The organism is Hominimerdicola alba, assembly GCF_900109655.1.
In the GTDB taxonomy this organism is placed as follows: domain Bacteria; phylum Bacillota; class Clostridia; order Oscillospirales; family Ruminococcaceae; genus Hominimerdicola; species Hominimerdicola alba_B.
Window position 1 is genome coordinate 49,968 of record NZ_FOAT01000006.1, and the last position, 23,607, is coordinate 73,574.

A 23,607-nucleotide genomic window follows, 5' to 3' on the forward strand; every position below is an offset into this window, starting at 1 on the left:
GCAGTTGATAAGGATTATGGAGATCAAGGAGCTTTACGATCTGGCAAAACAGTATGCTGAGATTATAACAAATAATAAACCCGAATATGTTTCAGAAAATGAATCAGCAATATGCGTAATAGTTGACAGCAATGACCAGCCTTATACCGGTATAACAAGTGTTACTGTAAGGGGCGGCATGGTAGAGATACTTCCCGCAGAAACAGTGGCAGTAAAGAGATTCATTGATTACTGCGACGGAACATCTGCAAAGGGCATCATCACTATGCAGTTCAAAGATTCCAAGGTAATTGAGACAGGCAAGGTAAGTCTGGCAATGCTTGGTCAGACCAACGCAGCAAATGGTGACTGTGCTGTTGTTACCTCTGAAGAGGAAAGCAAAGCACTCAGGGATATCGTTCCTGTTGCTGAAGAAGCACCCGTTGCCGAAGCAGCTCTTGCTGACGCAGATATACCTGTAACAGCAGAAGCACCCGCAGAAGAGACTCCCGCAGCTGAACCCAGCATGGAGGATCTGATGAACGGCTTTGATGTTGACGTTGCTCCCGAAGCTGATACCGCAGCAGCTACTACCGAGAGCGTTGGCGCTCCCGCAGAGTTTGCAGACGGATTCAGCGTTGATTCCAACAATCCCTTCTTTGAAGAAGCTGCAGCAGCACCTGATTCTGAAGTCAAGACTATCGACAGCGGCGTTAAGTCCATGTTCGATCAGCCCGATGACGCTACAAGACAGGGTGCGGCAGGCTTCAATATACCCCAGGGCGGCTACCCTCAGCAGGGAATGCAGCAGGGTTATCCTCAGCAGGGGATGGGCTTCCCACAGCAGGGCGGCGTAGGCTATCCCCAGCAGGGAAGACAGAGCGGCTATCCTCAGCAGGGGATGGGTTATCCTCAGCAGGGTATGCAGGGCGGCTATCCCCAGCAGGGAATGGGTTACCCCCAGCAGGGTATGCAGGGCGGTTATCCCCAGCAAGGTATGGGCTATCCTCAGCAGGGAATGCAGCAGGGTTACCCCCAGCAGGGCAGACAGGCAGGATATCCTCAGCAGGGTATGGGTTATCCCCAGCAGGGAATGCAGGGTACCTATCCTCAGCAGGGTATGCAGCAGCAGCCGATGCAGGGTGCATATCCCCAGGGCACATATCCCCAGGCTCAGAATGCTGGCGGTATGACTTCTTTAACAATGCCAGGCGTTGGTCAGACATCCGTACAGGTCAATGAAATACCTTCATCGACAGTAACAAGTACGTCTGTCAGCCAGAACGCAAGATCTAAAAGCATAGATGACCTCATCAAAGCAGCGGAAGCAGTGACCAAAAATCCCGTGTCTGCTGACGATGACGATGATGATGAAGGCGAAATGAGCAGAGAAGAAATGCTCAAGGCAGCTAAGCAGAAAAAGAAGAATGCAAAGATGAATGCAAACTTCAAGAAGAAGATGAGAGATTCAGGTTTCTGATCAAAAAATATCACCGCCGTACCGATTTGGTGCGGCGGTTTTTTATGCCCGAAAAATACATCGAAATATCCATTAAAGTGGTGTGTTAGATAGAGTGAGGATATAAAAAAAGCCATGCAGAAAATTCTGCATGGCTTTGATCTTACTTGAATTGTACGCCCCAGTCGGAACTTATCTTACTGTAAAGATTAAGCTTAACACGGCTCTTCTGCCAACGGAAGAACCAGGAAACACCACCGAAAACAATAAGTGTACCGACAGCAGCTATGATGATGCCTACAATGCCCTTGATAACGAACAGACCCAGTGCAAAGAGTGCGATAGCAAGAACTGCGATTATCGGCAGAGCAGAAGTTACAAAGCTTCTGTCAGTTACCTTGATGTAATTCTGTATCTCCTTGAGGTCAAAAGCCTCATAATGTCTTGCTATGAAATTGTCAGGTCTTGCCCAGTTGCAGAAATCCTTGACATTGTTGAACTTTGCAGCGTAATCTCTGAAAGAATATCCCTTACCAACGTCGGTCACACGGTATTCAACCAGATAACCGTCCTTTTTACGGTCCTTAACATCAAGAACGTGTATTATACTACCAGGCTCAGCCTGAGCTTTCATTGGCTTAGTCACCAGAAACTTTCTGTCAACAGCTTCATCCAGATTGTTGAGCATATATGTCATAACTATCTTCCTTCCCTGATCATATACTTACTATAATTCACATGGTCTGAGCCACGAAAAAAACTATATAATTATCCACAAATATATTATAGCACATTATTTTTAAAATTGCAAGTAATTTTGAAAATTTTTCACAATAATTATTTAACAGTGACTATAACGAAATAAACTGTGCATGACGTGTCATAAAGTGAAGAATTCGCCTTAAATAGCCGCTTAGATACCGCTTTATCCTGTGGATATATCAATCATTCTTTCCGTTTCGACATGATCACAGCGCCGCCCATAAGAGCGATCATTGCCATGCCGCCTGCCAGACCTGTAGTAGGATTCTGATTTGAATTATTGGGATTTGTGGTGGTACCTGTCTGATTTGAAGAATTATTGCTGTCGGAAGAAGCACTCTCGCTTCCCGAAGATGCGTCCGAACTGTCAGCCGCGGAAGATTCCGGAGCTGCCGAACTTTCATCGTCCTGGTTCTCACGCTGTTCGTGATACTCGCCTACAACAAGATCATCGGGAGTATGAGTCAGCGTACCATCATCAGGCATTGTACCCAGCTTCCAGTCCATGATCTCAGCTATGAACGGTCCCAGCTCCTCAGCTGCCACTCTTGTATTTGTAGCCGCCATAGGGTGATAATCAACGCCGTAACCCTCCGAAGTCTTGTCTATAGTTTCCAGCTCCAGTGTGTATACTTCCTCGTCACCTGTTTCAGTTTTATAGGAATCAACAGCGCTCTCGATATTGCCGAAGAGATCAGCTCCCATCATACCCAGTGTGCAGATGATCTTAGCATCGGGATTGTTATCTCTGACCATTTTAAGGAAATCTGCGTAGCTCTCCTCGAAATTGTCAGTCTCCTCGATATGGCTGCCGAAATACGACCAGTCGTTGGTACCGAGATTTATCACGATACAATCGGGCTGATACTGTGCAAAATCCCAGTCAAAGGACTGTATCAGCGTATATCCCGTAGATGATATGCTGTTCCAGGTGTTCAGGCTGGATTTTGTGTAATACTTCTCCATCGTGTGGTCTCTGTTGCCGCCGTAGTTGCACCAGATACCGCAGCCGCTCATTGAGAAGAAATTCACATCAGCGTCAAACATCTCAGCAATCTGATATGCATAGGTCTTTGAAGCATCCTCGCTTACGGTGGAGAATGTGTTGTTCTTGCCTGTGTCGGGGTCTTTCAGCGGAAGGTCGATACCGTATCCGCAGGTTATTGAATCACCGATGAATTCCAGCTTTCTTTCCATAGCCTCAGTAGGCTTTATTGAAGCTCCCTTATCGGTCTCGATACTGTCGATACCAAGCTCTGACTGCATAGATTCCGAAAGCTTGATCAGCTTTACGGTATTCTCGCCATCAGCCAGCGGTACTGTCACACTGCCCTTTTTAGAGGCTTTTGTCGAACCGCCAATAAGACCTCTCTGATAAAGCTGACCATTGAGGTATACCCCGATACGTGTCGGGTCGCCCGATACGTTCAGATTGAAAGTGACCTGTGAGCCTGTCACGGTGAATTCAACGCCCGAAACGGAGTTCGCAAGCCACAGTGAATCATCGTTATATACCGTTCTGCCGAGTATCCTGACATTATCCGGAACTGCCTCGCAGAATACCGTATCACTTCCCTCAGCAGATACAGGGATAATACTCGCTGCCAAAGCCGCCGAGCATAGTCCCGCAAAAATGCTGTTTTTCAATTTCATATTCTTTTTTCCTTTCCTTAAACGCACCAAAAAACTCGGTGCGATCACCGTATCTCCTTCCCGGAAGTATCCCTTTAAAAGGGGATACTTCTCTATTTCATATTATATCATACTCAGCAGATTTTTCAAGTGGTTTTCAACGATTTTGGTTAATATCACATTATTCTTGTGCATATCATACAAAATTTTCATCTGACTTTTATCAAGCAAAATGATAATTATCAAATGTCCTGCTTTGCATTCATATTAATATTATTAAACTTTAAGCTCTTTTTACTCAAATCCTAAAAGCAAAAAAGCGCAGTATCATAACATACTGCGCTTATATAAATATGTCCGATCAAGCTTCATTATGTCTCGCAAGCTCCTGATAAATAATATGATCCCCTGCACCAAGCGGTACAGAGGATCATATGTGATCAGCTTAGATAAGTCTTTCCGAGATCTTCAGACCAAGGGTCTTAGTCTCTTCAGCGAGTATGTCAGCTATCAGCTCACATCCCTTTACGCTGAGATGTGTGTTATCTATCGTTGTCCTTGTTTCATCGAGGTAGCAGTGCAGTTCTGCAGTTGCTTCCTCACCGCCCTCTTCGTAAAGCTTGTTATAAAGCTCTGCGGTCTTGGTGGTCATATCGATAACGGGGATATTGTATTTCTTGCCAAGTGCCACAACAGCATCGGAATACTGCTTGTGTTCCTCGATCATTGCTGTACCGTCCTTGGCGCGTCTGGATACAGGTGTTACCAGCACAGCAGTTGCGCCCTTTTCCTGTGCGACCTTGACGTACTTGTTAAGCAGCATCCATTCATAGGAGTACTGTCCGTTGGGATTTTTACCTTCGCCGTCCAGTGTGGAGAATTCCAGATAAGGATAAGCAGCGTGCTGAGGTTCAGCTGTTCTTTCATCGTTGTGACCGAACTGAATGAACAGATAATCGCCCTTGCCTATTGAATCACACAGTATCTTGTACTCGGGATCATTCATGAAACTGCGTGAGCTTCTTCCTGCCCTTGCAAGGTTTGTGACATTTACGCCCTCAAACTGCTCTCCAAGCTTCATGCCCCAGCCGCAGCTGCCCTTGCTTTCGGTGGTTTCAGGCTTGTAATTGCATACGGTGGAGTCGCCGACGATATAGACATTTCCCGAGAATACAAAGTCATCGGCTTCATAATTGCCGTGATTTACAGATGCTTCGGGCTGTACAGTAACACTGAATGATCTTGCGTTGATATTGCTTGTATCCCACTTGCCGTTTATCTTAGCGCAGATGACCATTCTGTAGGTCTGGCCTGCTGTGAGCTTGGGCGAAGTGAAATAGGTAGTTTCTGCGGGGATATCCTGTTTTACTATCTGCCATTTGCCCGAGAGATATACAGCTACGCCGTACTGCTGAGCGCCCTTTACCGCAGACCATCTGAGCCTGAACTGGTGGGTCTCTTCGCTGTGTTCAACAGCTGACAGAATAGGATATCTGCCTACAGTGCTCTGGGAGGATACAACTATAGCGTTGGAGAAGTCTGTTATCCACTTGCCGTTGCACTTTGGAATAACAGCGATCCAATACTCCCTGCCTTCGGTAAGTCCGTTAAGTACAAAGGAAGTATCTTCGCAATTGTACAGCAGCTGCCACTTGCCGTTCACATATCCTGCGATACCGTATCTTTCAGCGTCTTCTACCGGTGCCCAGCTGAGATTTACAGCGTTTATTGCTTTGGTATATGTCAAAGCGGGAGCTTTGTATTTGAGCTTGCTGAGTGCGATATGCTCTCTGAAGAGCTCTTCGCCGCAGACAACGCAGTAATACACTTCATCATAACCGCCGTCGCTCAAATAAGTGGGCTTTACATAGTTCTCGATAACTTTATTGCCCATAGTGTGTCCAACTGCCTCAACGAAGGTTTCAGCCTTTGTTATCTCGTTTTCACCATTCTCATCGGTGAAATACCTGTCATTGGACGCATCGTACCAGTAGCCGATACTTCCGCCCTCGGTGCAGGAAGGTGCTACGGCTTCAACGTAAGTCAATTCAAACTTAGGTACAGATACAGTCATTGTACAGCTGTAAACATTGTCTTCAAACAAGATAGCAGCGATATACATGATCTTACCATCTGCTGCGTAGGTAGGTTCAGCGATGACCTTAGAAGTCACATCAGCTTCGAAGTAAACAATATCTCCGCATTCCTCGCAAACTATCTTAGCGCTTGCGGTGAGATCATCGTTCCATATCCATTCGGGCTGACCATAGCTGTGACCTTTGGCTTCAATTACCCAGGAATTTTCAGCTATCTCGGTGTATACACCATTTTCAAGTTTATAGTACTTGTTGTCAGGACCCTTGTAGTATTCGCTGTTGCCGGCTTCAGTGCAGGTAGGTTCCTTGGCTTCGGTCTTTATGTAGGTGACAGGTGCCTGTTCGTCAGCATTGCCCCAGACAAGTATGTGTTCTTTTTGACCAAGACACTGGTACATGATGGACTTGTAGGATTTTTCGTTGATATGATCCCATTTGAAATTGTGAGCTGTGATGTAGTCGGCATTAAGATGATTATATGTAATGGTCTTACAATAGTAATCACCTTTATACATGAAAAACAGATCATAGGTGCCATGATAATCCGGTTCTGCCGCCTTGATGGCATCAGCGTTTGCAGCAAGCCATGCCTTTGCATCTTCCGGAGATACATCGGTCATTTTTTCAACAGCCTCTTTTATTGAATCGACTGTAACAAAGCTGCCTGCATTCCTCTTTTTTTCCTCTTTTTTATATACAGCTTCAAACATATAAGGATCGTTCTTTGTGCCGCTGCCGCTTACGCATACGAGACCGAGAGGTGTCAGCGAACCGTCTTCATTGGCAATGCCGATAGTGAAGCTGCCTGAACTGTTAGGAGCATTAAACATGAATTTGTATCCGCACTGAAGGTCATAACTGTCATAATCCAGCTTTGCTCTGTCAGCGGATATAACGTTTCCTATCCTTAAAGATGTTTTGCCGTCAAAGAAATGATCATCGGAGTTTATGAAAATCTCAGCACCGATAGGGATATCAATGTCAGGTGTGATGATTATGACAGATTCATCATCGGTGGTTTCCTCATCAGTTGTCTCTGCATCGGTCGTTTCAGCGTCGGTGGTTTCTTCGTCAGCGGTCTCCTGATCTGTAGTTTCCGAATCAGTAGCTTCAGTGTCGTTCGTATTGCTGCCGTTATTGGAATCGTTTACACTTTCGGACGCGGTATTGTCCTCATCTGCAGTAACAGTTTCAGTCTCATCGCTGCTTGTTATATCCTCTGAAGTTTCAGCTTTCTCATTTCTGTCAGAGTGATCTGTTCCCGGCTTCTCATTTTTCGGCCCGATACCCTCTGCAATGGCAGCACCTGTTGTAAGTGCACTGCCGAAGTTTACCGGTGCTGTGCCGGAAGCCAGCAGCAGAGCGAGCATTCCTGCAAGGATCCTTTTTGATTTCATATTCTTGTAGTCCATATTCTTTTTCAACTGTCCTTTCATGTTATTAGACCATACTTAAATGTACTTAATAAACAACCCGACCTGAACAGATCAATTATTATGAGCGCAGGGACAGATGCCGTTAAAACTATTTTTCATCACCAAAATACGTAAGAACGGCTTTATGATTTGTTAAGCTGCTGCGTTCATCATGCAAGCTGAAATCGTTGCTCAGGCTAATGAATGATGCTGTGGTCTTGCCAGAAATTGCGCTATTTCCGCTGATCACAGTGAATTGAGTATATTATATCACAAAAACATAGTTTCGTCAATGGTTGAATTGAAAATGATATGCAGAATATCACATCATTTTACAGTGGCTTCATATTAACTTTACGTGAACATAACAGCTGTTGTTAAGCAGATACGCGGTTTTTCTTTCCTGCGCCCCTTCAAATATATATAAAAATGCGCCCACAAAATTTTGTGAGCGCATATTAATATTTTTTTAAGTTTTAAAAATCAGTCCTTGTGAGCGTCCTCAAATTTCTTAGTGCGGGCAGCCAGTTTCTTCTTGGCGTAGTCTTCCTTGATAACAGCCTGACCGCGTTCGATCGCCAGGGCATCCGCAGGGACATCACCAGTGATAGTAGAACCTGCGGCAGTGTACGCACCTCTGCCGATGCATACGGGCGCAACCAGATTCGTATTGCAGCCGATGAACGCATTGTCCTCGATAACAGTGCGGAACTTCTTCTCGCCGTCATAGTTAGCTGTAGCCACGCCGCAGCCGAAGTTTACATTGCTGCCGACATCCGAATCTCCCACATAAGTAAGGTGAGAAACGGAAGTGCCCTCGCCGATGGTGGAGTTCTTTATCTCTACGAAATCGCCTATCTTAACGTCCTTGCATACGTGAGAATCGGGTCTCAGCTGAACGAAAGGACCTATCTTGGCATTGTCGTCAACAACAGCGTCATAAGCCTGAACATTATTAAGCGTTACGCCGTTGCCGATAACGGTATTTTCCAGTATGCAGTTCCTGCCTATAACGCAGTCCTCACCGATAACGGTATTTCCTCTCAGCTCGGTACCGGCCTCTATGCGTGTGCCTCTGCCGATGGTTACATTTCTGCCAACGGATACGCCGTCAAGGCAGGTGAACTCGATGCCGTCATCAAGCCATCTGTTGATTATCTCCATTCTTGCGATATCGTTCAGTTTCAGCAGACCGCGTCTGTCATTTGCGCCCAGAGCAACATTGGGGTTAAGGGAGATGAAAGCGTCAGCCGCCTTGCCCTTGTTTATCATAAGCTCAACGCAGTCGGTGAGGTAGTACTCGCCCTGAGAATTATTGGGCTGTATCTCGAAAAGAACTTCCAGCAGGTCAGCTGTCTTGAACCAGTAACAGCCTGAGTTTATCTCCTTGACGGAAAGCTGGTCTGCGTTGCAGTCCTTGTGCTCAACTATACCTGAGATACCGTGCTTTGTACGGATAACTCTGCCGTAGCCCGTAGCGTCCTCAACAACGGAAGTGACAACAGTAACACCGCAGTTCTTCTGCAGATGGAGCTTCAAAGCACCATCTATGGTAGCCGCATCGATAAAAGGAGCGTCGCCGCAGAGCACCAGAGTATTGCCGTCTGTATTAGCCTTTAGGAATTCCTCAGCCATCATGACCGCATGACCTGTACCCAGTCTCTCGGACTGTAATACAGTGCTTACCTTAGCCTTTGAAGTTCTCTTTTCAACATAAGCATCTATCTGTTCGCCGGCAAAGCCCTTTACGATGCATATCTCGTCAAGACCTGCGTCCTCGCAGGCACTCATTACCCATTCAAGCATAGGCTCGCCAACAACATTGCAAAGTGCCTTGGGCGAATTTATCTTCATTCGCTTGCCCTGACCGCCTGCCAGTATAATAACATTATTAGACATAAGTATCCCCCTCAAAATCATACATAAAACCGCCGCATTCCTGTGCTGACGGCACATTACCTGTCTATTATAATACTTTTATACATTCAAGTCAAGGTGTAAAATTATCGAATTTTGCCGCGTAACACAGCCTGTTTCCGTTATTATAATGTTCTGCCGGAGTAGTACACCCGATGGGGTGTGTAATGCGGAGATAGTACAGTAGTACACTTGGTAATACACTGAATATCCGAAAACGATGAATGATTCTGTATGTAATACACATTGATTGAGCGGATATAGATATTTAAATTGTGAAATATGCCGAAAATCTACCTAACCTATTGACAAATAAAGGCATGAGTGGTAAACTCTAAGTGTACTACGACAGATAATACACCTAGTACACACAGGACGAATGAAACGAAACAACAAGACAGCCCCCACATAAATAAAAGAAACGGGGACAGAAAGGAAGGACGACATGAGAGAGTTGATGATATTTGCAGTAAGCATACTTGGGATATGCCTGTTGCTTGCAGGACAGGAATTCAGAAGAGTTCGCAAGTGGGATATGGACGAGGACGAAGAGAGCAGCATCTGAAAGAACAGGAGACAACAAAATGAAAAAGATAATAGCACTGACTGCCGCTGTGGTCTTTGCTCTGGGACTGACAGCCTGCGGAAATAAGAAAGAATTAGCAGAGAAAAGTCAGAGCACAGTATTCACCGAAGCGGATTTTTGTGAAGCTCAGGCAGATATAAAGAACAGCCTGAAAGACATCGACTGTGTCACCTTAAACATAGACTACAATGGTGATGAAGTAAGCACGGATGAAGATACCTTGGCTACACTGAATAATGATCTCGGGCTGAGAGACGACGAGCGGTACACCGACTATATGGTCTTCACAGTTGATTACAGACAGTCATACAGCCCACTGGCGCTGATAAAGGCTACTATCCGCAGCGGAAATGCCTGCGTGGATATCTCAGAGAGAAAGATGAATCTAACGCTGGCAAGAAAAAGCGACGGAGATTGGGAAACAGCCGAAGTCAGCTACACAGATGCAGGCTGAGGGCAGGACGAAAGAACGGAGAAAACAAAAAAGACAGCAGCAACAACAGCCGCGGCAGGTAATGATCACGGAATTCGGCTAAGGAGAAAAAATGAAAAAAAGCAGATCACTTGCGGCGGTGACAGCTATTCCCGCCGCCTGCGGTCTATCGGGAGGAACACAATGAAGAATATATATGTTATGATAGCAGTGGCCGTGATATCAAGCCTAATGTTCGGGGGCTGTTATATGGACGGCAGAGGTACATATTACCCCGATGTAACAGAGATGACAAAGAATTTAGAGAAAAAAGGCTATGACGTAAGTACCGATGAGATAAAAAAAGACGATGACACCATTACTGTTCTCAACGGAAAAAAAGATGACGAGTACATTGAATTCTTCTGGTTCGATACCGAAAAATACGTTGATGAGTATGTTGAGGAAATGAAAAAAGACAACAGCGAATATGATACTATCAGTTGGATAACAAACGATAAGAAATTCGGCAACATCGCATATTGCGGCACCGAAAAAGCGATTGACTGTTCGGGCGTTCAGGTGGTTGAGGTAAAGTGACGGCAGCTAAGGAGAGAGAAATGAAAAAGTTTATAGCACTTTCAGCAGCGGCAGTCATGGCACTGACAATGACGGGCTGCGGAACTAATCTTTATATTGACGGTACATCGGACGTGTACAGCGCTGAGGAACTTGCAAGTGCCGCAAATTGTATCACGACCAAATGCATCACAGAAAAAGAATCCAATTTTGAATGTCAGTTCATGGGGGATATTTCATACAGCGATACTGCCAAGTATGTAAAGATATATAAGTACAAAAACGGCGAAGATACCAATGACATCAGCGGAGATTACCTTACATTCAGGGTCAAGATGCGCAGCGCGAAAACACCCTCTAATATAATTGAGGCAATAGCTGATAATCCTTTTGATATTGAGGGCTTTCAGGGATATTTCGGTACAACTGTCCTTGGTGCCTTTATCGTTGAAAATGACGAAAACGGCGATTGGAAATATATATGTGATTGCTCGGCGGAGTATGATTATGAGAACGGACCTGCAAAATGGGAATCAGATATATATAATGCCAAAGAAAGAACAGCCGCCGCTGAAGCTATGGAGTACTGGTTCGATCATAAGGAAAGCTTTGAGGGCGAACTGCTCGATATCAGGTATGTAGGCGATGAAAGCGCTTCTCAAGAAGAACTGGATAAGCTCAATAAGAGCAAAGGCACTGAATATGATGGCTGTATGAAAATGCACGCCGATCTTTATTCAGCTGAAAAAGCTGATATCGTAAAAGACACAGAATGGCTTGTGGCAAGGCAGAACGGCGAATGGGAAGTAGTGGAATGTGATCTTCCCGAAGCATCCAAAGCAGAATGATGTTTAGCTGTCGGCACAAAAGGAGAAACATGATATGAAAAAGATCATAGCGATAGCGGCAGCGGTCGTTTGTCTGATCGGTGGAGCTTTAGCTGTTTGGGCTTTATCGTCACACCGCAGTATTGATAAGATCACAAAAGGCGGATCTTCGATATATTCCGATGAGGATTTTGATGCTGTTACAGAAGATATAAAGTGCTTTATGGAAAGACTTCATGTCACTGTTTTGAGCAGTTCCTATCTGGGCGACAGCGAGTCTTCACAGGAATTCTACAAAAGAGAAGCTATGATATATCACTACAATGAAACCAATGAGATAGCTGCATATGATGATATAGATTGTATGGTATATCATCTCCGCTATAAGTGTACTGTAACACCACGTTCGATATGGGAAGCTTTGCGCGATATAGGTTTCAGCGAGCGTTTTAAAGAGTATGACGTAACGTATCTTTATGCCAGGACAGGCAGCGAAAACTGGGAATTAGTCAACGAGTTCTACAACGATGGTGATAATAAATATTCGTTTTCTCCAAGCGTAAATACCGGCGATTCAAAAATATATAAATTCGATGATATACTCTGGGCAGTTACCGATATTGCAGAGATAGTTATCGATAATAAGGAATATGAGGGTTACTGCATAGTTCACGGAGTATATGCAGGCGATGAGTTCGCTTCAAACGAAGCGCTGGATAAGATAAATAAAGAGAACGGCACGAACTATACAGATTGCATGAAGATATATGCCGATGTCTATTCTTCGGAAGACAAGACTATACTGACAGATACCGAATGGTATCTAGCAAAAAAAGGTGACGAAGACTGGGAAATAGCAGAATACAATATCCCCGGGAAACCAACAGCAGAATGATATCCTGCTGAAAAAAAGGAGAACCATATGAAAAAACTTGTATTGATCGCTGTTGCTGCGGCAATGGCATTCACACTCACAGGCTGTGGCAAAAATGCGGTAGAAGCCAGTGTGATCTCGGAGAAATATACCGAAGAAGAAACATCTGCCGCAGTAGAGGAGATCGTAAATACATATGAGCTTAACGGAAAACAGACAGACTCTGTGCGGTATCTCGGCGACGAGGTGTGTACAGACGAGGTCATAGATAAGCTAATTGAAATGGGTATGTTTGAGAAAGAATGCGGCGTTGAAGACTGCATGGGCTTTGAGGTCGATTATCACTTTTCAAGAAAACCTATTGTTGCGATCAGGGCGATCATGGGTGGCAAATTTGATTTTGATGAACATGAAAATGTACAGGTGTGGTTGATAAAACAGCCCGAGGACGGTAAATGGATCATTTCCACGACGGGTATAGACGTTATATAGATATAGAGAACGTCGGGGGCATAAACCGCATTTGAATAAATACAGCATATAATGAGACAACAAAAACATTTCCGAGAGGAGGAAAGCTCTTGATAAATATAGACCTTACAGGCAGAGTGCCCATATACGAGCAGATATGCAAGGGATTCGCTGAGCTTATCGGCAGCGGTGCTTTGCAGGAAAATGACAAGCTCCCGGGCGCAAGATCCCTGGCAAAGGAACTTGGACTTAATCCCAATACCGTGGCAAAGGCTTACAGCAGGCTTGAACATGATGGTATAATATATTCCGTGGCGGGCAAGGGCTGCTTTGTAGCCAAGCAGAAAGGGCATATCGAGCGAAAGCTGTTTGAAGATTTTGATTCTGCGGCGTCCGCGGCTATAAGGGCGGGAGTGACCGTCACTGAGCTGAAAGAAAGACTGGACGCTTTGCAAAAGGAGGATAACAAATGATAGATATCAAAGACGTCATGATGGTGTTTGAAAAGAGCAAGGATGAAAAAGAAAATTTCATCGCTCTCGATCATATCTCCATCGAGATACCCGAGGGGTGCATATACGGCTTTCTGGGTTCAAACGGCGCAGGCAAATCCACGCTGATGAGAATGATATGCGGAGTATATCCCTGCAGCTCGGGCAGCATAAAGATAGACGGCATCGAGGTATATGATTCTCCCGAAGCCAAGGGTAAGATATTCTTCGTTAACGATGAAACAATACAGTATGCCAACTATACCCTCAAAGACCTTAAAAACTACTATTCAAGCTACTATCCCGAGTTTTCCGAGGAAGTCTTCGACAGGCTGATAAGCAAGCTTGATCTTCCCATGAACAAGAGAATGTCACAGTTCTCAAAGGGTATGAAAAGACAGGCTGTGGTGGTAGCGGCGCTCAGCTGCAAGACCAAGTACATAATGCTGGACGAAGCCTTTGACGGTCTTGACCCCGCCATGAGAAAGATAATAAAGACCATGATAGTCGATGAACTTATGGACAGGGGAGCTACCATGATAGTATCCTCCCATAACGTAGCCGAGATAAACGAGCTCTGCGACAGAGCGATGCTGATACATCAGGGTCATCTGATATTCGCAGATGAGATAGACGAGATCAAGAGCGGTTTCTGCAAGATACAGCTGGCTCTTAAAGATGCTCAGATGACCAGGGAGATGGCAGAGCAGACAGGACTGGAGATAATGCAGTTCTCACGTCTGGGAAGCGTTGCACAGATGATAGTAAGAGGCAGTGCAGAAGATTCAATGCCCAGACTGAGAGGACTTTCTCCCGTGCTGCTTGAAGCAGTACCCCTTACCCTTGAAGAGATATTCATATACGAACTGGAGGTGCGAGGTTATGGCGCAGACATACTTAAAGAAGATAAATAAGGCAGCCGCAGCCGAGTGCCGCAACAGGCGCAAGGTAAGGCTGATGATACTGATAATAACCGTGGCAGCTGCATTGTTTGAAGCTTCCGAATTCACGGTGAAAAATTACGACAGCGATGACATCAATTGGATATTATTTCCGAATTATGACAATTTCTTCGGACTGTTCCTGATGTTCGTTGCAGCAGCATTCGGTGCATTCGCAGTATATGGCGTGTTCAGCGACCTGACCAACAAGCAGACCGCCGATGTACAGCTCTCACTGCCCATGAGCGCAAAGGACAGATTCCTTTCAAAGATCCTGGCAGTTGCAAAGCTGCATCTCATACCTTTAGCTTGTGCAAGCCTTTTCGTACTGATGATAGGCTGTGTGAAAGGTCATGCGGTGATCGGGGATACCTTTAGTTTCCTGTTCAAGATACACTGTATAGTACTTGCGGAAGCTCTTTTTGTTGATTCGATATGCATATTCTGTATGTGCTGCTGCGGCGCAAAGGCTGAGGGTGTCTACACCTCCATGATAACAGCTTTCTGCGTGACCCTTACACCTACTCTCGTGTACAATTTTATTACAAATAATTTCTCAAGTGTAAGTTTCAGCGAAGACATAAGTAACAGATTCTTAGCAATGTTCGGCGGCATGATAGCATTAAGCATAGAGAGTGGATATGATTTCAGTTCGGTAGAGAGTTGGGTATATCTTGGTATAAATATGGCAGCAAGCTGCTTGCTGGTGTTCGCATCATTCTTCATCTACCGCAAGCGTGACGGCAGACAGGTAGGCAGACCTATGGTCTACGACCTTTTCATGGAGCTCTTTATGTTCGCGGGACTTTTCACCCTCTTCACGATGTTCTCCTATGCTGAATCATGGGGAATAGGTCTGACACTGGCTCTGATAATCTATCTCGTTATAAGGATAGTTGCCGCAAGAGCAAAGATCACCCCGAAGACTTTCCTGATATGGCTGTTGAAGTATGTGGCTTGCTTTGGTATATTCCTTGTGATAATGGCAGCAGGCTATTTCACAGGCGGCTTCGGACACTATAAGCTCCGCATGAAAGAATTCAAGTGGGATAACGCAGATATGCAGATCTCAACTACGCAGTATGCCAATGGTTCATATCTGCAACAGAACAGACACTCTTTCCATGATAATTACTATGTCAGCGGGAAAGCTGATTATCCCTACAATGATGATACCGTTTTCTTAAGCGGATATCACGGAAATGAGATCAAGAAATCCGAGCTTGATGATAAGCTCGAAAAGCTGAATAAACTCATTGATGAATACTATACCCTTGAAAACAGAAGTACAGAGGCTTTCCTTGATATGATGTTTGGCGGAGTTTATAAAAATGAAGCCGTACCGAGCGACAATGTAAATGTGTACATAAGCCTGTCAGATGATAATACTATCTCCAACAACATTGATTTCGGAGATAGGAGAGATTATAACGTATCATTTATTATCCCGCCCGATAAGCTTAATGACTTCCTGAAAGACGCACAGGACATCCTCTCTGATGAAACAGACGATGTCAACGATCGTATTTACGAGGATGTCGGATCCTACTAAAAGCCCCTTGGGTAATAAATAAGCATTCAGGTTTTTCTTCTTTACCTCGAAGGCTGCGCAGAATACGATCCTGCGCAGCCTTTTTGATTTCTATTAATATATCCCTGAGCCCTCATTTCGGGAACCCGTTTATAGCAACATATACAGCAAAGCTGATAATATCTATCAGAAGTATCACACCCGCAGCGATAGCGGCTATCTTCAAGCCTTTCTTGGCTTTCTTCTTGTTTCCCTCGGTGAGGACGTGTTTCTTTATATCATGGTACATCTCTGCCCCTGCGGTCTGCACGGGTGCTTCATGGGCAGTTTCCGCCTCGGGAGCTTTGTTGAGCACCAATTCATCCAGTGAAATACCGAACAGATCGCTGATAGCTACCAGCTTTTCCATATCGGGAGTAGAATCCCCAACTTCCCATTTAGAGATAGTCTGTCTTGAAACGTTCAGACGATTGGCAAGTTCTTCCTGTGACAGACCTTTCTGCTTTCTCAGCTCGTAAAGTTTATTATTAAAGTCCATGACTGTTTCTCCTTTCATCATTGTTCCATTATGCACCATATCACGCCGATACAGTGGCTTTTTCCATATTCTTCTTGCGCCATGCAAAGAACAGCACTGCCGTACATGCCGCGAGTACCATTGTTGTGATAATGCTCGCTTCAATGCCGAAGATGCCACCGTTCAGGACATTCCTGCCAACACTCTCGGCACTGATGAGCGCAGGTGATTCCGATACTGCTCCGCTGACAGTCAGCCCAAATATATTACCCAGGAAGAAATTCCACAGAAAATGCGCACCGCAGGCAGCCCACAGACTTTCAGTCAGAAGCATGATAAGTGTGAATATTGCCGATATAAGCATCAGATTCACGATGCCCGCCGCCGTGACTACTACACCCGCACCTTTCATAGAACTCAGGTGAGGTATAGTAAAGGCCGCGGTACTCAGCGCAAATGCCGCAGGTACTCCCAGCTTGTCCTTTAAACATGAGAATGCCAGACCTCTGCAAAGTATCTCCTCGTGAAAACTCTGAAAAGCCCAAACACCACCGTTCAGCGCTATCGCGAGATAGTCGGGATGGGATGTCAGTCCGCTGACCTTTACAGCACCGGTGAGCAGTATCAGCCCTGCGCATAATGTCACAAGCACTCCGCCGACGAAACAGCCTATAAAATAGTACACGCCCCTTTTGACGTACATCTCCGAAAGCTTCTTCTTCCCGATGACCCGCCAGTAAAACATCACAAACAAAGATGGCAGAAAATAGTTAAGCATCGTAAAAAGCAGACCCGCGTAACCCTCAAAAGCCTCGCCTTTCAAAGGGTCTTTCCCCAGCGGATAGTGTATCAGCACAACGATAGCCGTACCGATGACCATTCCGCCAATATTGCACAGCAGGTATGCCAGCAGATTTTTGATAATGAACAGCCTTGTGGGTATATCCTTTTTGTTGTTGAAGGGTGATATACTTTTGAAAAAGCTTCCCGCCTTGCTTTGATACTTGATCTTCCCGATAGCGATACTGTTTGTTTTCATCATTGATCCCTCCTGAAATTTTGTGAAGCTCTCGCGCTTCAGCTGATGGGATAATGATATCATTTCAGCCCGGAGAAGTCTACCAACGCTCGCAGGAAAACTGTCCACGCAGGATAACAATTGCGTTAACTATCGTGGCAAGTCCGTATTTACGGGGTTTTCTCGATATATACAAAAAAAGCCGCGGCAGCGGGAAAACTGCCGTGGCTCATGTATCGTATAGATGTGAACAGCACTTCCGCTGTTCTTATCATAGCATAATCCTCAGGGGATTTCAAGAGTGTCTTACTTGGTGTAGCACTCAAATGCAGCTTCGGTAGCTTTTTTGTCCTCGTCATTAGACTTTGTGAAAAGGCTCACAACAGGAACAACTATCAGACCGAACAGCATTGCGAAAGCACCTGCGTTAACAGGGGATGCCAGTGTCAGACCGCCAAGTGTCTTGGGAGCATCGGGGATGACACCAAAGGTGTATATCAGCATATGAACAACAGTTATGCCAACACCGCAGATGAAGCTTGCCATAACAGCCGCCTTGGTAACGCCTTTACAGAATAGACCGTACATGAAAGGTGCGAGGAATGCGCCTGCCAGTGCGCCCCAGCTTATGCCCATCAGTGAGGATATCACCATAGCATCCTGCTTTGCGCCGCGCAGAGAGTATACTGCGATAGCAACGGATATCAGCAGGAACACTGCGATGAATATACGCATGATGCGTACTTCTTCCTTTTCGTTCATGTTCTTTTTAAGGGGCTTGATAAGGTCGATGGTCAGTGTCGAGCTGGAAGTCAGAACCAGTGAAGACAGTGTAGACATGGAAGCCGAAAGCACCAGCACGATTATCAGTGCGAAAAGTGCACTGGGCAGAGAATCCATCATAGTAGGAACGATAGCGTCAAAGCCATCAATGGGCTCACCTTTCTCGTTCTTCTCCATGAACAGTCTGCCGAAACCGCCCAGGAAGTAACAGCCGCCTGCAACTACAACAGCGAATATGGTGGAAACTACAGTACCTGTAACAACGGACTTGTCGTCCTTGATTGCATAAAACTTCTGTACCATCTGAGGAAGTCCCCATGTACCGAGAGAAGTCAGTATAACAACGCCTATCAGGTTTATGGGGTCGGGGCCTATTATCGAGTTGAACACGCCTGTGTTGCCCTTTGCATCGGGGATAGCGCCCATAGCCTCCATGGAGCCCGAGAATCCGCCGTTTACTTTAAGCACAGCCACAACAACAGCTGCAATTCCTATCAGCATGATTATGCCCTGAATGAAATCGTTGAGGGCAGTAGCCTTGTATCCGCCCATGATAACGTATATCGCGGTGAACACAGCCATAGCCACTATGCACCATTCATAATCAATGTGGAAACTCTTCTCGAACAGTCTAGAAAGACCGTTGTAAACAGATGCGGTGTAGGGGATAAGGAATATGAAGATTATCAGTGCTGACACCGTTTTCAGAGTCTTTGAGTTGTATCTGAATTCAAAGAACTCGGGCATAGTCTTAGCGTCCAGATGCTTTGTCATGGTACGTGTGCGCTTGCCGAGTATCAGCCAAGCCATCAGCGAACCGATTATCGCATTGCCTATGCCGACCCATGTCGAAGCCACACCGTAAGCCCAGCCGAATTTTCCTGCGTATCCCACGAATATAACAGCCGAGAAATACGAAGTACCGTAAGCGAAAGCCGTGAACCAGGGGCCTAGACCTCTGCCGCCGAGGACGAAGTCATTAACATTCGCTGTCTTTTTGCGGTAGTACGCGCCGATACCTATCATCAGCATAAGGTACACCACAAGAATGATCCATCTTAATACCAATATGAACACTTCCTTAAAATATTTGACGGCTCATGGTCATTGCATTAAAGTTTTAACGCTTTTATGCTTTTATCCAATAAACCGACTGTTATATTATATAACATTTTCCCGCCGCTGTCAACCGCGGCAGAGTTTTTTGAGGAAAGAATACCAAACAAAATTGTTTCGCGGCTTTTATGCATATTTACCAGAGAAATCTCAGAATTACCATAATATGTAAGAAATATACTGCCCATCACGGCAAAAAAAGGCGCTCCTAACAAATTATCCCGCTGATAACGCTTGACACTCATGAACATATATGATACAATACTAAAAAGGTTACAAAAATTACACTTTTTATTCATGTGGAAATATCGAAGTAAATATACAGATATGTTTACTAAATGAAATATGGTTATCCATTTAGCCCACTGTTTCCTGCACCGGTATAATAACGAATATTATTCATCAAAAGGTCGTTTAGTATGGTGTGTCAGTGGGATAATCATAAAATCGGAAAGCATAAAAAGTCAGGAGAGTAAATATGGAAAAGAAAATGCAGAAACCCGAAATGGAGATCATTCATTTTGACTGTGCAGATGTTATAGTGTCATCGGGCGGTCCGCTTGAAGAAGTTGTCGAAGAAGAATAATGATTTCTGAACGCTAAAACCAAGCATTTGACGGCAGGCGGCTTCGGCTGTCTGCCGTTTGCTGTTAGATCTCCGGAGAAATAAGATGAAAAACAATGCGATAAAATGGCTCTATGCCGTCCCCGAAGGGAAAAAACTGTATATCCTCGCACTGATGCTGGTTCAGGCTCTCAACGGCGCAAGCGGAGTGCTTTATGCACTGCTGCTGCGGAATATCGTTGACAGCGCAACGGCTCATAACAAGGCAGGATTTTGGCACTACGTCCTGCTGACCGCATTGCTTGTTCTTGTGCAGATAGGAATGCGGGCTGTCTTGCGCTGGCTGAATGAGCTTTCAAAATCGACTTTTGAGAATATTTTCAAGGCGCGGCTCATGCGGAATATCCTGAGGAAGGATTTTGCAAGCGTCAATGCCGTCCATTCGGGCGAATGGCTGAACAGGCTGACCAATGACACGGTAGTTGTAGCAAATGCCTATGTGGAGATACTCCCCGGACTGGTGGGAATGGTGGTAAAGCTGATAAGCGCTGTCATTATGATGATCGTGCTTGATTGGCGGTTTGCCTGCGTTCTCCTGCCCTGCGGATTGATTCTTATCGGTTTCACCTACGCTTTCCGCAAGGTGCTGAAAAAGCTCCACAAGCAGGTGCAGGAACGTGACGGCAAGCTAAGGATATTTTTACAGGAGCATATCGGCAGTATGATGATGATACGTTCTTTTGCTGCCGAACAGCAGACGGAAGATGAAGCTGTCAACAAAATGCAGGCACACAAGTTCGCACGAATGAAGAAAAACCACTTCTCCAACTTCTGCAATATCGGCTTCGGGATTGCCATGAACGGAATGTATCTTTTCGGTGTGTGCTACTGCGGTTACGGTATACTCCTCGGCACGATAAGCTATGGTACTCTTACCGCGATAACACAGCTGATATCACAGATACAGTCGCCCTTTGCCAACATCACAGGCTATCTGCCGAGATTCTATGCAATGACAGCAAGTGCAGAGCGGCTTATGGAGATAGAGACTTTTGCCAACGACAGTGAGAAAACGGCTCTCGATATTGATACAGTCAAGGAATATTACTCCGACAAGTTAAAGTCTTTTGGTCTGAAAAATGCCGATTTTACATATTATCCCGCGGTTGACAGTATCAAAGACCTGACCAAAGATAATCAGCCTATCGTACTTAAAAACATCAGCATTGAGATCGGCAAGGGCGAGTATGTGGCATTCACGGGACACAGCGGCTGCGGCAAATCAACGGTGCTGAAACTACTCATGAGTATTTACAAGCTTGACCGCGGTGAGCGTTATCTGCTTGATACGGACGGTGAAAAAACGCTTTCTGCCGAATGGCACAGGCTGTTCGCCTATGTTCCGCAAGGCAATCAGCTGATGTCGGGCACTATCCGTGAGGTAGTCGCATTTGCCGACAAGACGGATAAGCAGAACGACGAACGTATCAACCGTGCTTTGCATATCGCCTGCGCTGATGATTTTGTATCGGAGCTTGACGGAGGCATAGATACCCTGCTTGGCGAGCGCGGCACAGGTCTTTCGGAGGGACAGATGCAGAGAATAGCGATAGCAAGGGCGATCTATTCAGACAGCCCGATTCTGCTGCTTGACGAAGCGACCTCCGCCCTCGATTCCGATACGGAAAAGCAGCTTCTCAAGAATCTGCGCAGTATGACCGACAAGACGGTCGTGATCGTGACACATCGTCCTGCTGCGCTGGAGATTTGCGATAGGGTGATAGATTTCTCTGAAGTATGAACTAAGAATTTTAATGACATGATCGTTCTTTGCTAGAGCGGTCATGCTTTTTTATGTACGTAAAAATGATCCCGCCCGCAGATGTGTCCGTTAAGACAGCACCTGCGGGCGGGTAACCGAGAAATTTAGGAGGTGAAGAATTGCTATTTTAATATTGTCACGGCATAAGCTTTTTTACAGGCAGTTCGGGAATATCCTTTAATTCGTAACTGCGAAGCTCCTTTTTGCCGTCATGAAGTATCTGCAATACAAGCTCTTTTCCTTTGAGCTCGGCTGAGATAACTTTGCATCCGAATAGCGCTGATGCGTTCTCGTACATCTTTTTCTGATCGTCGCCGTAGTCTTCGGCGTTATCCGATGTGAACCATACACTGCCTGTCAGAGCGTTTATCTCCGCCAGACATCTCCGCTGTGCCGAGGTCATGGTGGTCTCGGTGTCACGCAGTAGATATACATCGGGGTCGCACCCGAATGCTCTGCCGTCCAGCTGCCTTCTGAAAACCGAGTTCAGTATGCAGTTCCTTGTGCTGGGTCTTTCGCGGTGCATCAGCTTCATGTAGGGTTTATCGTCCCAGTCAAGGCTGACATCACAACCCACGCGACAGTATTCAACTCTGCCGAAAGCCGAAGCCAGGGGCATACCACAGCCCAGTATCTCCACTTTGCCCGCCAGCTCACGCAAAAGCTTCATAGCATCTGCCATTACCATGCCGCGGGTCTTGTCACTGCGGGGGACTATGCAGGCAGCGTACAGAAAATCCAGTTTCAGCAGTCTGTTGAAACCCCACTTATTTATAATAGTATCGAATACTTCTTTAAGATAAGCGCGGAATCCCTCGTTGTAGATATCCAGCGCATAGAATCCCGACCAGTTGCTTCCGCCCTTGACGACTTTGCCGTTTTTGTCTTTCAGGAGCCAGTCCTTGTGATTTTTGAAAAGCTCCGACTTTTCCTCGCATACGAAAGGTGCAAGCCAAAGTCCTGCCTTGCCTTTTCCGAGTTCAGCCATCTTGTCGGTCATAGCTTTTATGCCGTTGGGGAATTTCTTCTCGTCGATGCTCAGCCAGTCACCAACAGCCGTCTGCCAGCCGTCGTCTATCTGAAAGATATCCTCAGCCCCCAGATCGCTTTGTTCAAGGTCTTTCGTGAGTATCTCCTCGCTGATATCCTGATAGTGCCTGTACCAGCTGGTGTAGCCTTGTATCCTCGGGATATCCCGCTTTTCCATGCCCATCAGCCCGAACCACTTGTCAAAGACTTCCTCTTCGCTGCCTCTGCCGATGTACAGCTTCAGACCCTCAAAACTGTCAGTGATATGAAGTTCACTGCATTCCTTGAAAGCCAGCACTCTGCCTGCGGCGCAGTCCGTGCGGATAGTTGTGAAACCGCTGTCCTCGTTCAGCGAACCTATAAAGTCGTATACATCGTAATTGCGTATATATCCGTAGCTGAAACCGTGCATAACGCCCTTTTTCAGGCTGTATTTTGTGAATGTGTAATCGCCGTACTGCGAGAATGCGTACTTGTCAGCGATTGGTTTCGGGATATGGTCAACACCGTGAAGCCTGCCATTTATCGGATGTTCAATACTGTCCGTCCAGGACTGATATCCGTTGAGATACACGCGGCTGACACTTTTGAAATCGTACTCAAATTCCGCCGAAAGTCTCAGCAGTTCAATAGGTGTCACAGAACTCACCGAAGCCGATATAACACCGTTCTCGTTCGTGACCGTCAGCTTGACGCGCTGGTTCTCCACTGTTTTGTCAGTGGTAACAGAGTATACCTTTCCGCCTGCGATATAGGCGAATTTTATGTGTTTGAACCTCAGCATC

The 23,607-nt window shown here is 45.7% G+C and carries 18 protein-coding genes; 10 read left to right on the forward strand and 8 right to left on the reverse strand.

The window, feature by feature from the left end; genetic code table 11:
• Positions 1-16 precede the first annotated feature (16 nt).
• Positions 17-1,459, forward strand: coding sequence for a mediator complex subunit 15 domain-containing protein (locus tag BMY75_RS08320; protein WP_074832475.1), 1,443 nt, complete (start codon positions 17-19; stop codon positions 1,457-1,459).
• Positions 1,460-1,601: 142 nt separating this feature from the next.
• On the opposite strand, the gene BMY75_RS08325 is transcribed toward BMY75_RS08320, so the two are convergent.
• The 4 genes from BMY75_RS08325 to glmU form a co-directional block, all read right to left on the reverse strand.
• A complete protein-coding gene (locus BMY75_RS08325; protein WP_074832478.1) occupies positions 1,602-2,135 on the reverse strand; it encodes a hypothetical protein in 534 nt (177 codons plus the stop codon).
• A 248-nt stretch (positions 2,136-2,383) separates the two neighbouring features.
• On the reverse strand, positions 2,384-3,853 hold the full coding sequence (locus BMY75_RS08330; protein ID WP_074832481.1) for an SGNH/GDSL hydrolase family protein: 1,470 nt from the start codon (positions 3,851-3,853) through the stop codon (positions 2,384-2,386).
• A gap of 424 nt (positions 3,854-4,277) precedes the next feature.
• Positions 4,278-7,340: a GDSL-type esterase/lipase family protein gene (locus BMY75_RS08335; RefSeq protein ID WP_242940208.1), complete on the reverse strand. Its 3,063-nt coding sequence runs from the start codon at positions 7,338-7,340 to the stop codon at positions 4,278-4,280.
• A gap of 486 nt (positions 7,341-7,826) precedes the next feature.
• The gene (glmU, locus tag BMY75_RS08340; RefSeq protein WP_074832487.1) at positions 7,827-9,242 is read right to left on the reverse strand and encodes a bifunctional UDP-N-acetylglucosamine diphosphorylase/glucosamine-1-phosphate N-acetyltransferase GlmU; all 1,416 of its coding nucleotides are present in this window, start codon (positions 9,240-9,242) and stop codon (positions 7,827-7,829) included.
• Between the two features lie 602 nt (positions 9,243-9,844).
• Here glmU and BMY75_RS08345 point away from each other — a divergent pair.
• From BMY75_RS08345 to BMY75_RS08380, 8 genes are all read left to right on the forward strand, one after another.
• Positions 9,845-10,300 (forward strand): hypothetical protein, encoded by a 456-nt coding sequence (locus BMY75_RS08345; protein ID WP_074832491.1) that lies wholly within the window; start codon positions 9,845-9,847, stop codon positions 10,298-10,300.
• 162 nt (positions 10,301-10,462) lie between these two features.
• Positions 10,463-10,858 (forward strand): hypothetical protein, encoded by a 396-nt coding sequence (locus tag BMY75_RS08350; protein ID WP_074832493.1) that lies wholly within the window; start codon positions 10,463-10,465, stop codon positions 10,856-10,858.
• 20 nt (positions 10,859-10,878) lie between these two features.
• Positions 10,879-11,685, forward strand: a complete 807-nt coding sequence (locus BMY75_RS08355) for a hypothetical protein (RefSeq protein ID WP_074832496.1) — start codon at positions 10,879-10,881, stop codon at positions 11,683-11,685.
• A 34-nt stretch (positions 11,686-11,719) separates the two neighbouring features.
• A complete protein-coding gene (locus BMY75_RS08360) occupies positions 11,720-12,559 on the forward strand; it encodes a hypothetical protein (protein ID WP_074832498.1) in 840 nt (279 codons plus the stop codon).
• A 27-nt stretch (positions 12,560-12,586) separates the two neighbouring features.
• Complete coding sequence (locus BMY75_RS08365) at positions 12,587-13,030, forward strand: LptM family lipoprotein (RefSeq protein WP_074832502.1); 444 nt, start codon at positions 12,587-12,589, stop codon at positions 13,028-13,030.
• Between the two features lie 89 nt (positions 13,031-13,119).
• Positions 13,120-13,482: a GntR family transcriptional regulator gene (locus tag BMY75_RS08370; protein WP_074832505.1), complete on the forward strand. Its 363-nt coding sequence runs from the start codon at positions 13,120-13,122 to the stop codon at positions 13,480-13,482.
• Positions 13,479-14,414: an ABC transporter ATP-binding protein gene (locus tag BMY75_RS08375; protein WP_081350488.1), complete on the forward strand. Its 936-nt coding sequence runs from the start codon at positions 13,479-13,481 to the stop codon at positions 14,412-14,414. Before BMY75_RS08370 ends, BMY75_RS08375 begins: the two co-directional genes overlap by 4 nt.
• A complete protein-coding gene (locus BMY75_RS08380) occupies positions 14,383-15,993 on the forward strand; it encodes a hypothetical protein (RefSeq protein ID WP_074832508.1) in 1,611 nt (536 codons plus the stop codon). The genes BMY75_RS08375 and BMY75_RS08380 overlap by 32 nt, the downstream gene beginning before the upstream one ends.
• Before the next feature lie 112 nt (positions 15,994-16,105).
• On the opposite strand, the gene BMY75_RS08385 is transcribed toward BMY75_RS08380, so the two are convergent.
• The 3 genes from BMY75_RS08385 to BMY75_RS08395 all read right to left on the reverse strand — a co-directional run bounded on the left by BMY75_RS08385 (position 16,106) and on the right by BMY75_RS08395 (position 19,322).
• Entirely contained in the window at positions 16,106-16,510 is a 405-nt protein-coding gene (locus tag BMY75_RS08385; protein ID WP_074832512.1) for a helix-turn-helix domain-containing protein, read from the reverse strand.
• A gap of 40 nt (positions 16,511-16,550) precedes the next feature.
• On the reverse strand, positions 16,551-17,531 hold the full coding sequence (locus BMY75_RS08390; RefSeq protein WP_207646267.1) for a CPBP family intramembrane glutamic endopeptidase: 981 nt from the start codon (positions 17,529-17,531) through the stop codon (positions 16,551-16,553).
• 282 nt (positions 17,532-17,813) lie between these two features.
• Positions 17,814-19,322, reverse strand: a complete 1,509-nt coding sequence (locus BMY75_RS08395) for a sodium:solute symporter family protein (RefSeq protein ID WP_081350498.1) — start codon at positions 19,320-19,322, stop codon at positions 17,814-17,816.
• Between the two features lie 755 nt (positions 19,323-20,077).
• On the opposite strand from BMY75_RS08395, the gene BMY75_RS08405 reads away from it, so the two are divergent.
• On the forward strand, positions 20,078-21,772 hold the full coding sequence (locus BMY75_RS08405) for an ABC transporter ATP-binding protein (protein WP_074832524.1): 1,695 nt from the start codon (positions 20,078-20,080) through the stop codon (positions 21,770-21,772).
• Between the two features lie 157 nt (positions 21,773-21,929).
• Here BMY75_RS08405 and BMY75_RS08410 read toward each other — a convergent pair whose 3' ends face one another.
• Positions 21,930-23,606: a glycoside hydrolase family 36 protein gene (locus BMY75_RS08410; protein WP_074832527.1), complete on the reverse strand. Its 1,677-nt coding sequence runs from the start codon at positions 23,604-23,606 to the stop codon at positions 21,930-21,932.
• Position 23,607 lies beyond the last annotated feature (1 nt).

What these genes read in the sequence shown, in the direction of transcription:
- BMY75_RS08320 (WP_074832475.1), top strand. Translation starts at nt 17, where the DNA reads ATGGAGATCAAGGAGCTTTACGATCTGGCAAAACAGTATGCTGAGATT.
- BMY75_RS08325 (WP_074832478.1), bottom strand. Translation starts at nt 2,135, where the DNA reads ATGACATATATGCTCAACAATCTGGATGAAGCTGTTGACAGAAAGTTT.
- BMY75_RS08330 (WP_074832481.1), bottom strand. Translation starts at nt 3,853, where the DNA reads ATGAAATTGAAAAACAGCATTTTTGCGGGACTATGCTCGGCGGCTTTG.
- BMY75_RS08335 (WP_242940208.1), bottom strand. Translation starts at nt 7,340, where the DNA reads ATGGACTACAAGAATATGAAATCAAAAAGGATCCTTGCAGGAATGCTC.
- glmU (WP_074832487.1), bottom strand. Translation starts at nt 9,242, where the DNA reads ATGTCTAATAATGTTATTATACTGGCAGGCGGTCAGGGCAAGCGAATG.
- BMY75_RS08345 (WP_074832491.1), top strand. Translation starts at nt 9,845, where the DNA reads ATGAAAAAGATAATAGCACTGACTGCCGCTGTGGTCTTTGCTCTGGGA.
- BMY75_RS08350 (WP_074832493.1), top strand. Translation starts at nt 10,463, where the DNA reads ATGAAGAATATATATGTTATGATAGCAGTGGCCGTGATATCAAGCCTA.
- BMY75_RS08355 (WP_074832496.1), top strand. Translation starts at nt 10,879, where the DNA reads ATGAAAAAGTTTATAGCACTTTCAGCAGCGGCAGTCATGGCACTGACA.
- BMY75_RS08360 (WP_074832498.1), top strand. Translation starts at nt 11,720, where the DNA reads ATGAAAAAGATCATAGCGATAGCGGCAGCGGTCGTTTGTCTGATCGGT.
- BMY75_RS08365 (WP_074832502.1), top strand. Translation starts at nt 12,587, where the DNA reads ATGAAAAAACTTGTATTGATCGCTGTTGCTGCGGCAATGGCATTCACA.
- BMY75_RS08375 (WP_081350488.1), top strand. Translation starts at nt 13,479, where the DNA reads ATGATAGATATCAAAGACGTCATGATGGTGTTTGAAAAGAGCAAGGAT.
- BMY75_RS08380 (WP_074832508.1), top strand. Translation starts at nt 14,383, where the DNA reads ATGGCGCAGACATACTTAAAGAAGATAAATAAGGCAGCCGCAGCCGAG.
- BMY75_RS08385 (WP_074832512.1), bottom strand. Translation starts at nt 16,510, where the DNA reads ATGGACTTTAATAATAAACTTTACGAGCTGAGAAAGCAGAAAGGTCTG.
- BMY75_RS08390 (WP_207646267.1), bottom strand. Translation starts at nt 17,531, where the DNA reads ATGATGAAAACAAACAGTATCGCTATCGGGAAGATCAAGTATCAAAGC.
- BMY75_RS08395 (WP_081350498.1), bottom strand. Translation starts at nt 19,322, where the DNA reads ATGCTGATGATAGGTATCGGCGCGTACTACCGCAAAAAGACAGCGAAT.
- BMY75_RS08405 (WP_074832524.1), top strand. Translation starts at nt 20,078, where the DNA reads ATGAAAAACAATGCGATAAAATGGCTCTATGCCGTCCCCGAAGGGAAA.
- BMY75_RS08410 (WP_074832527.1), bottom strand. Translation starts at nt 23,606, where the DNA reads ATGCTGAGGTTCAAACACATAAAATTCGCCTATATCGCAGGCGGAAAG.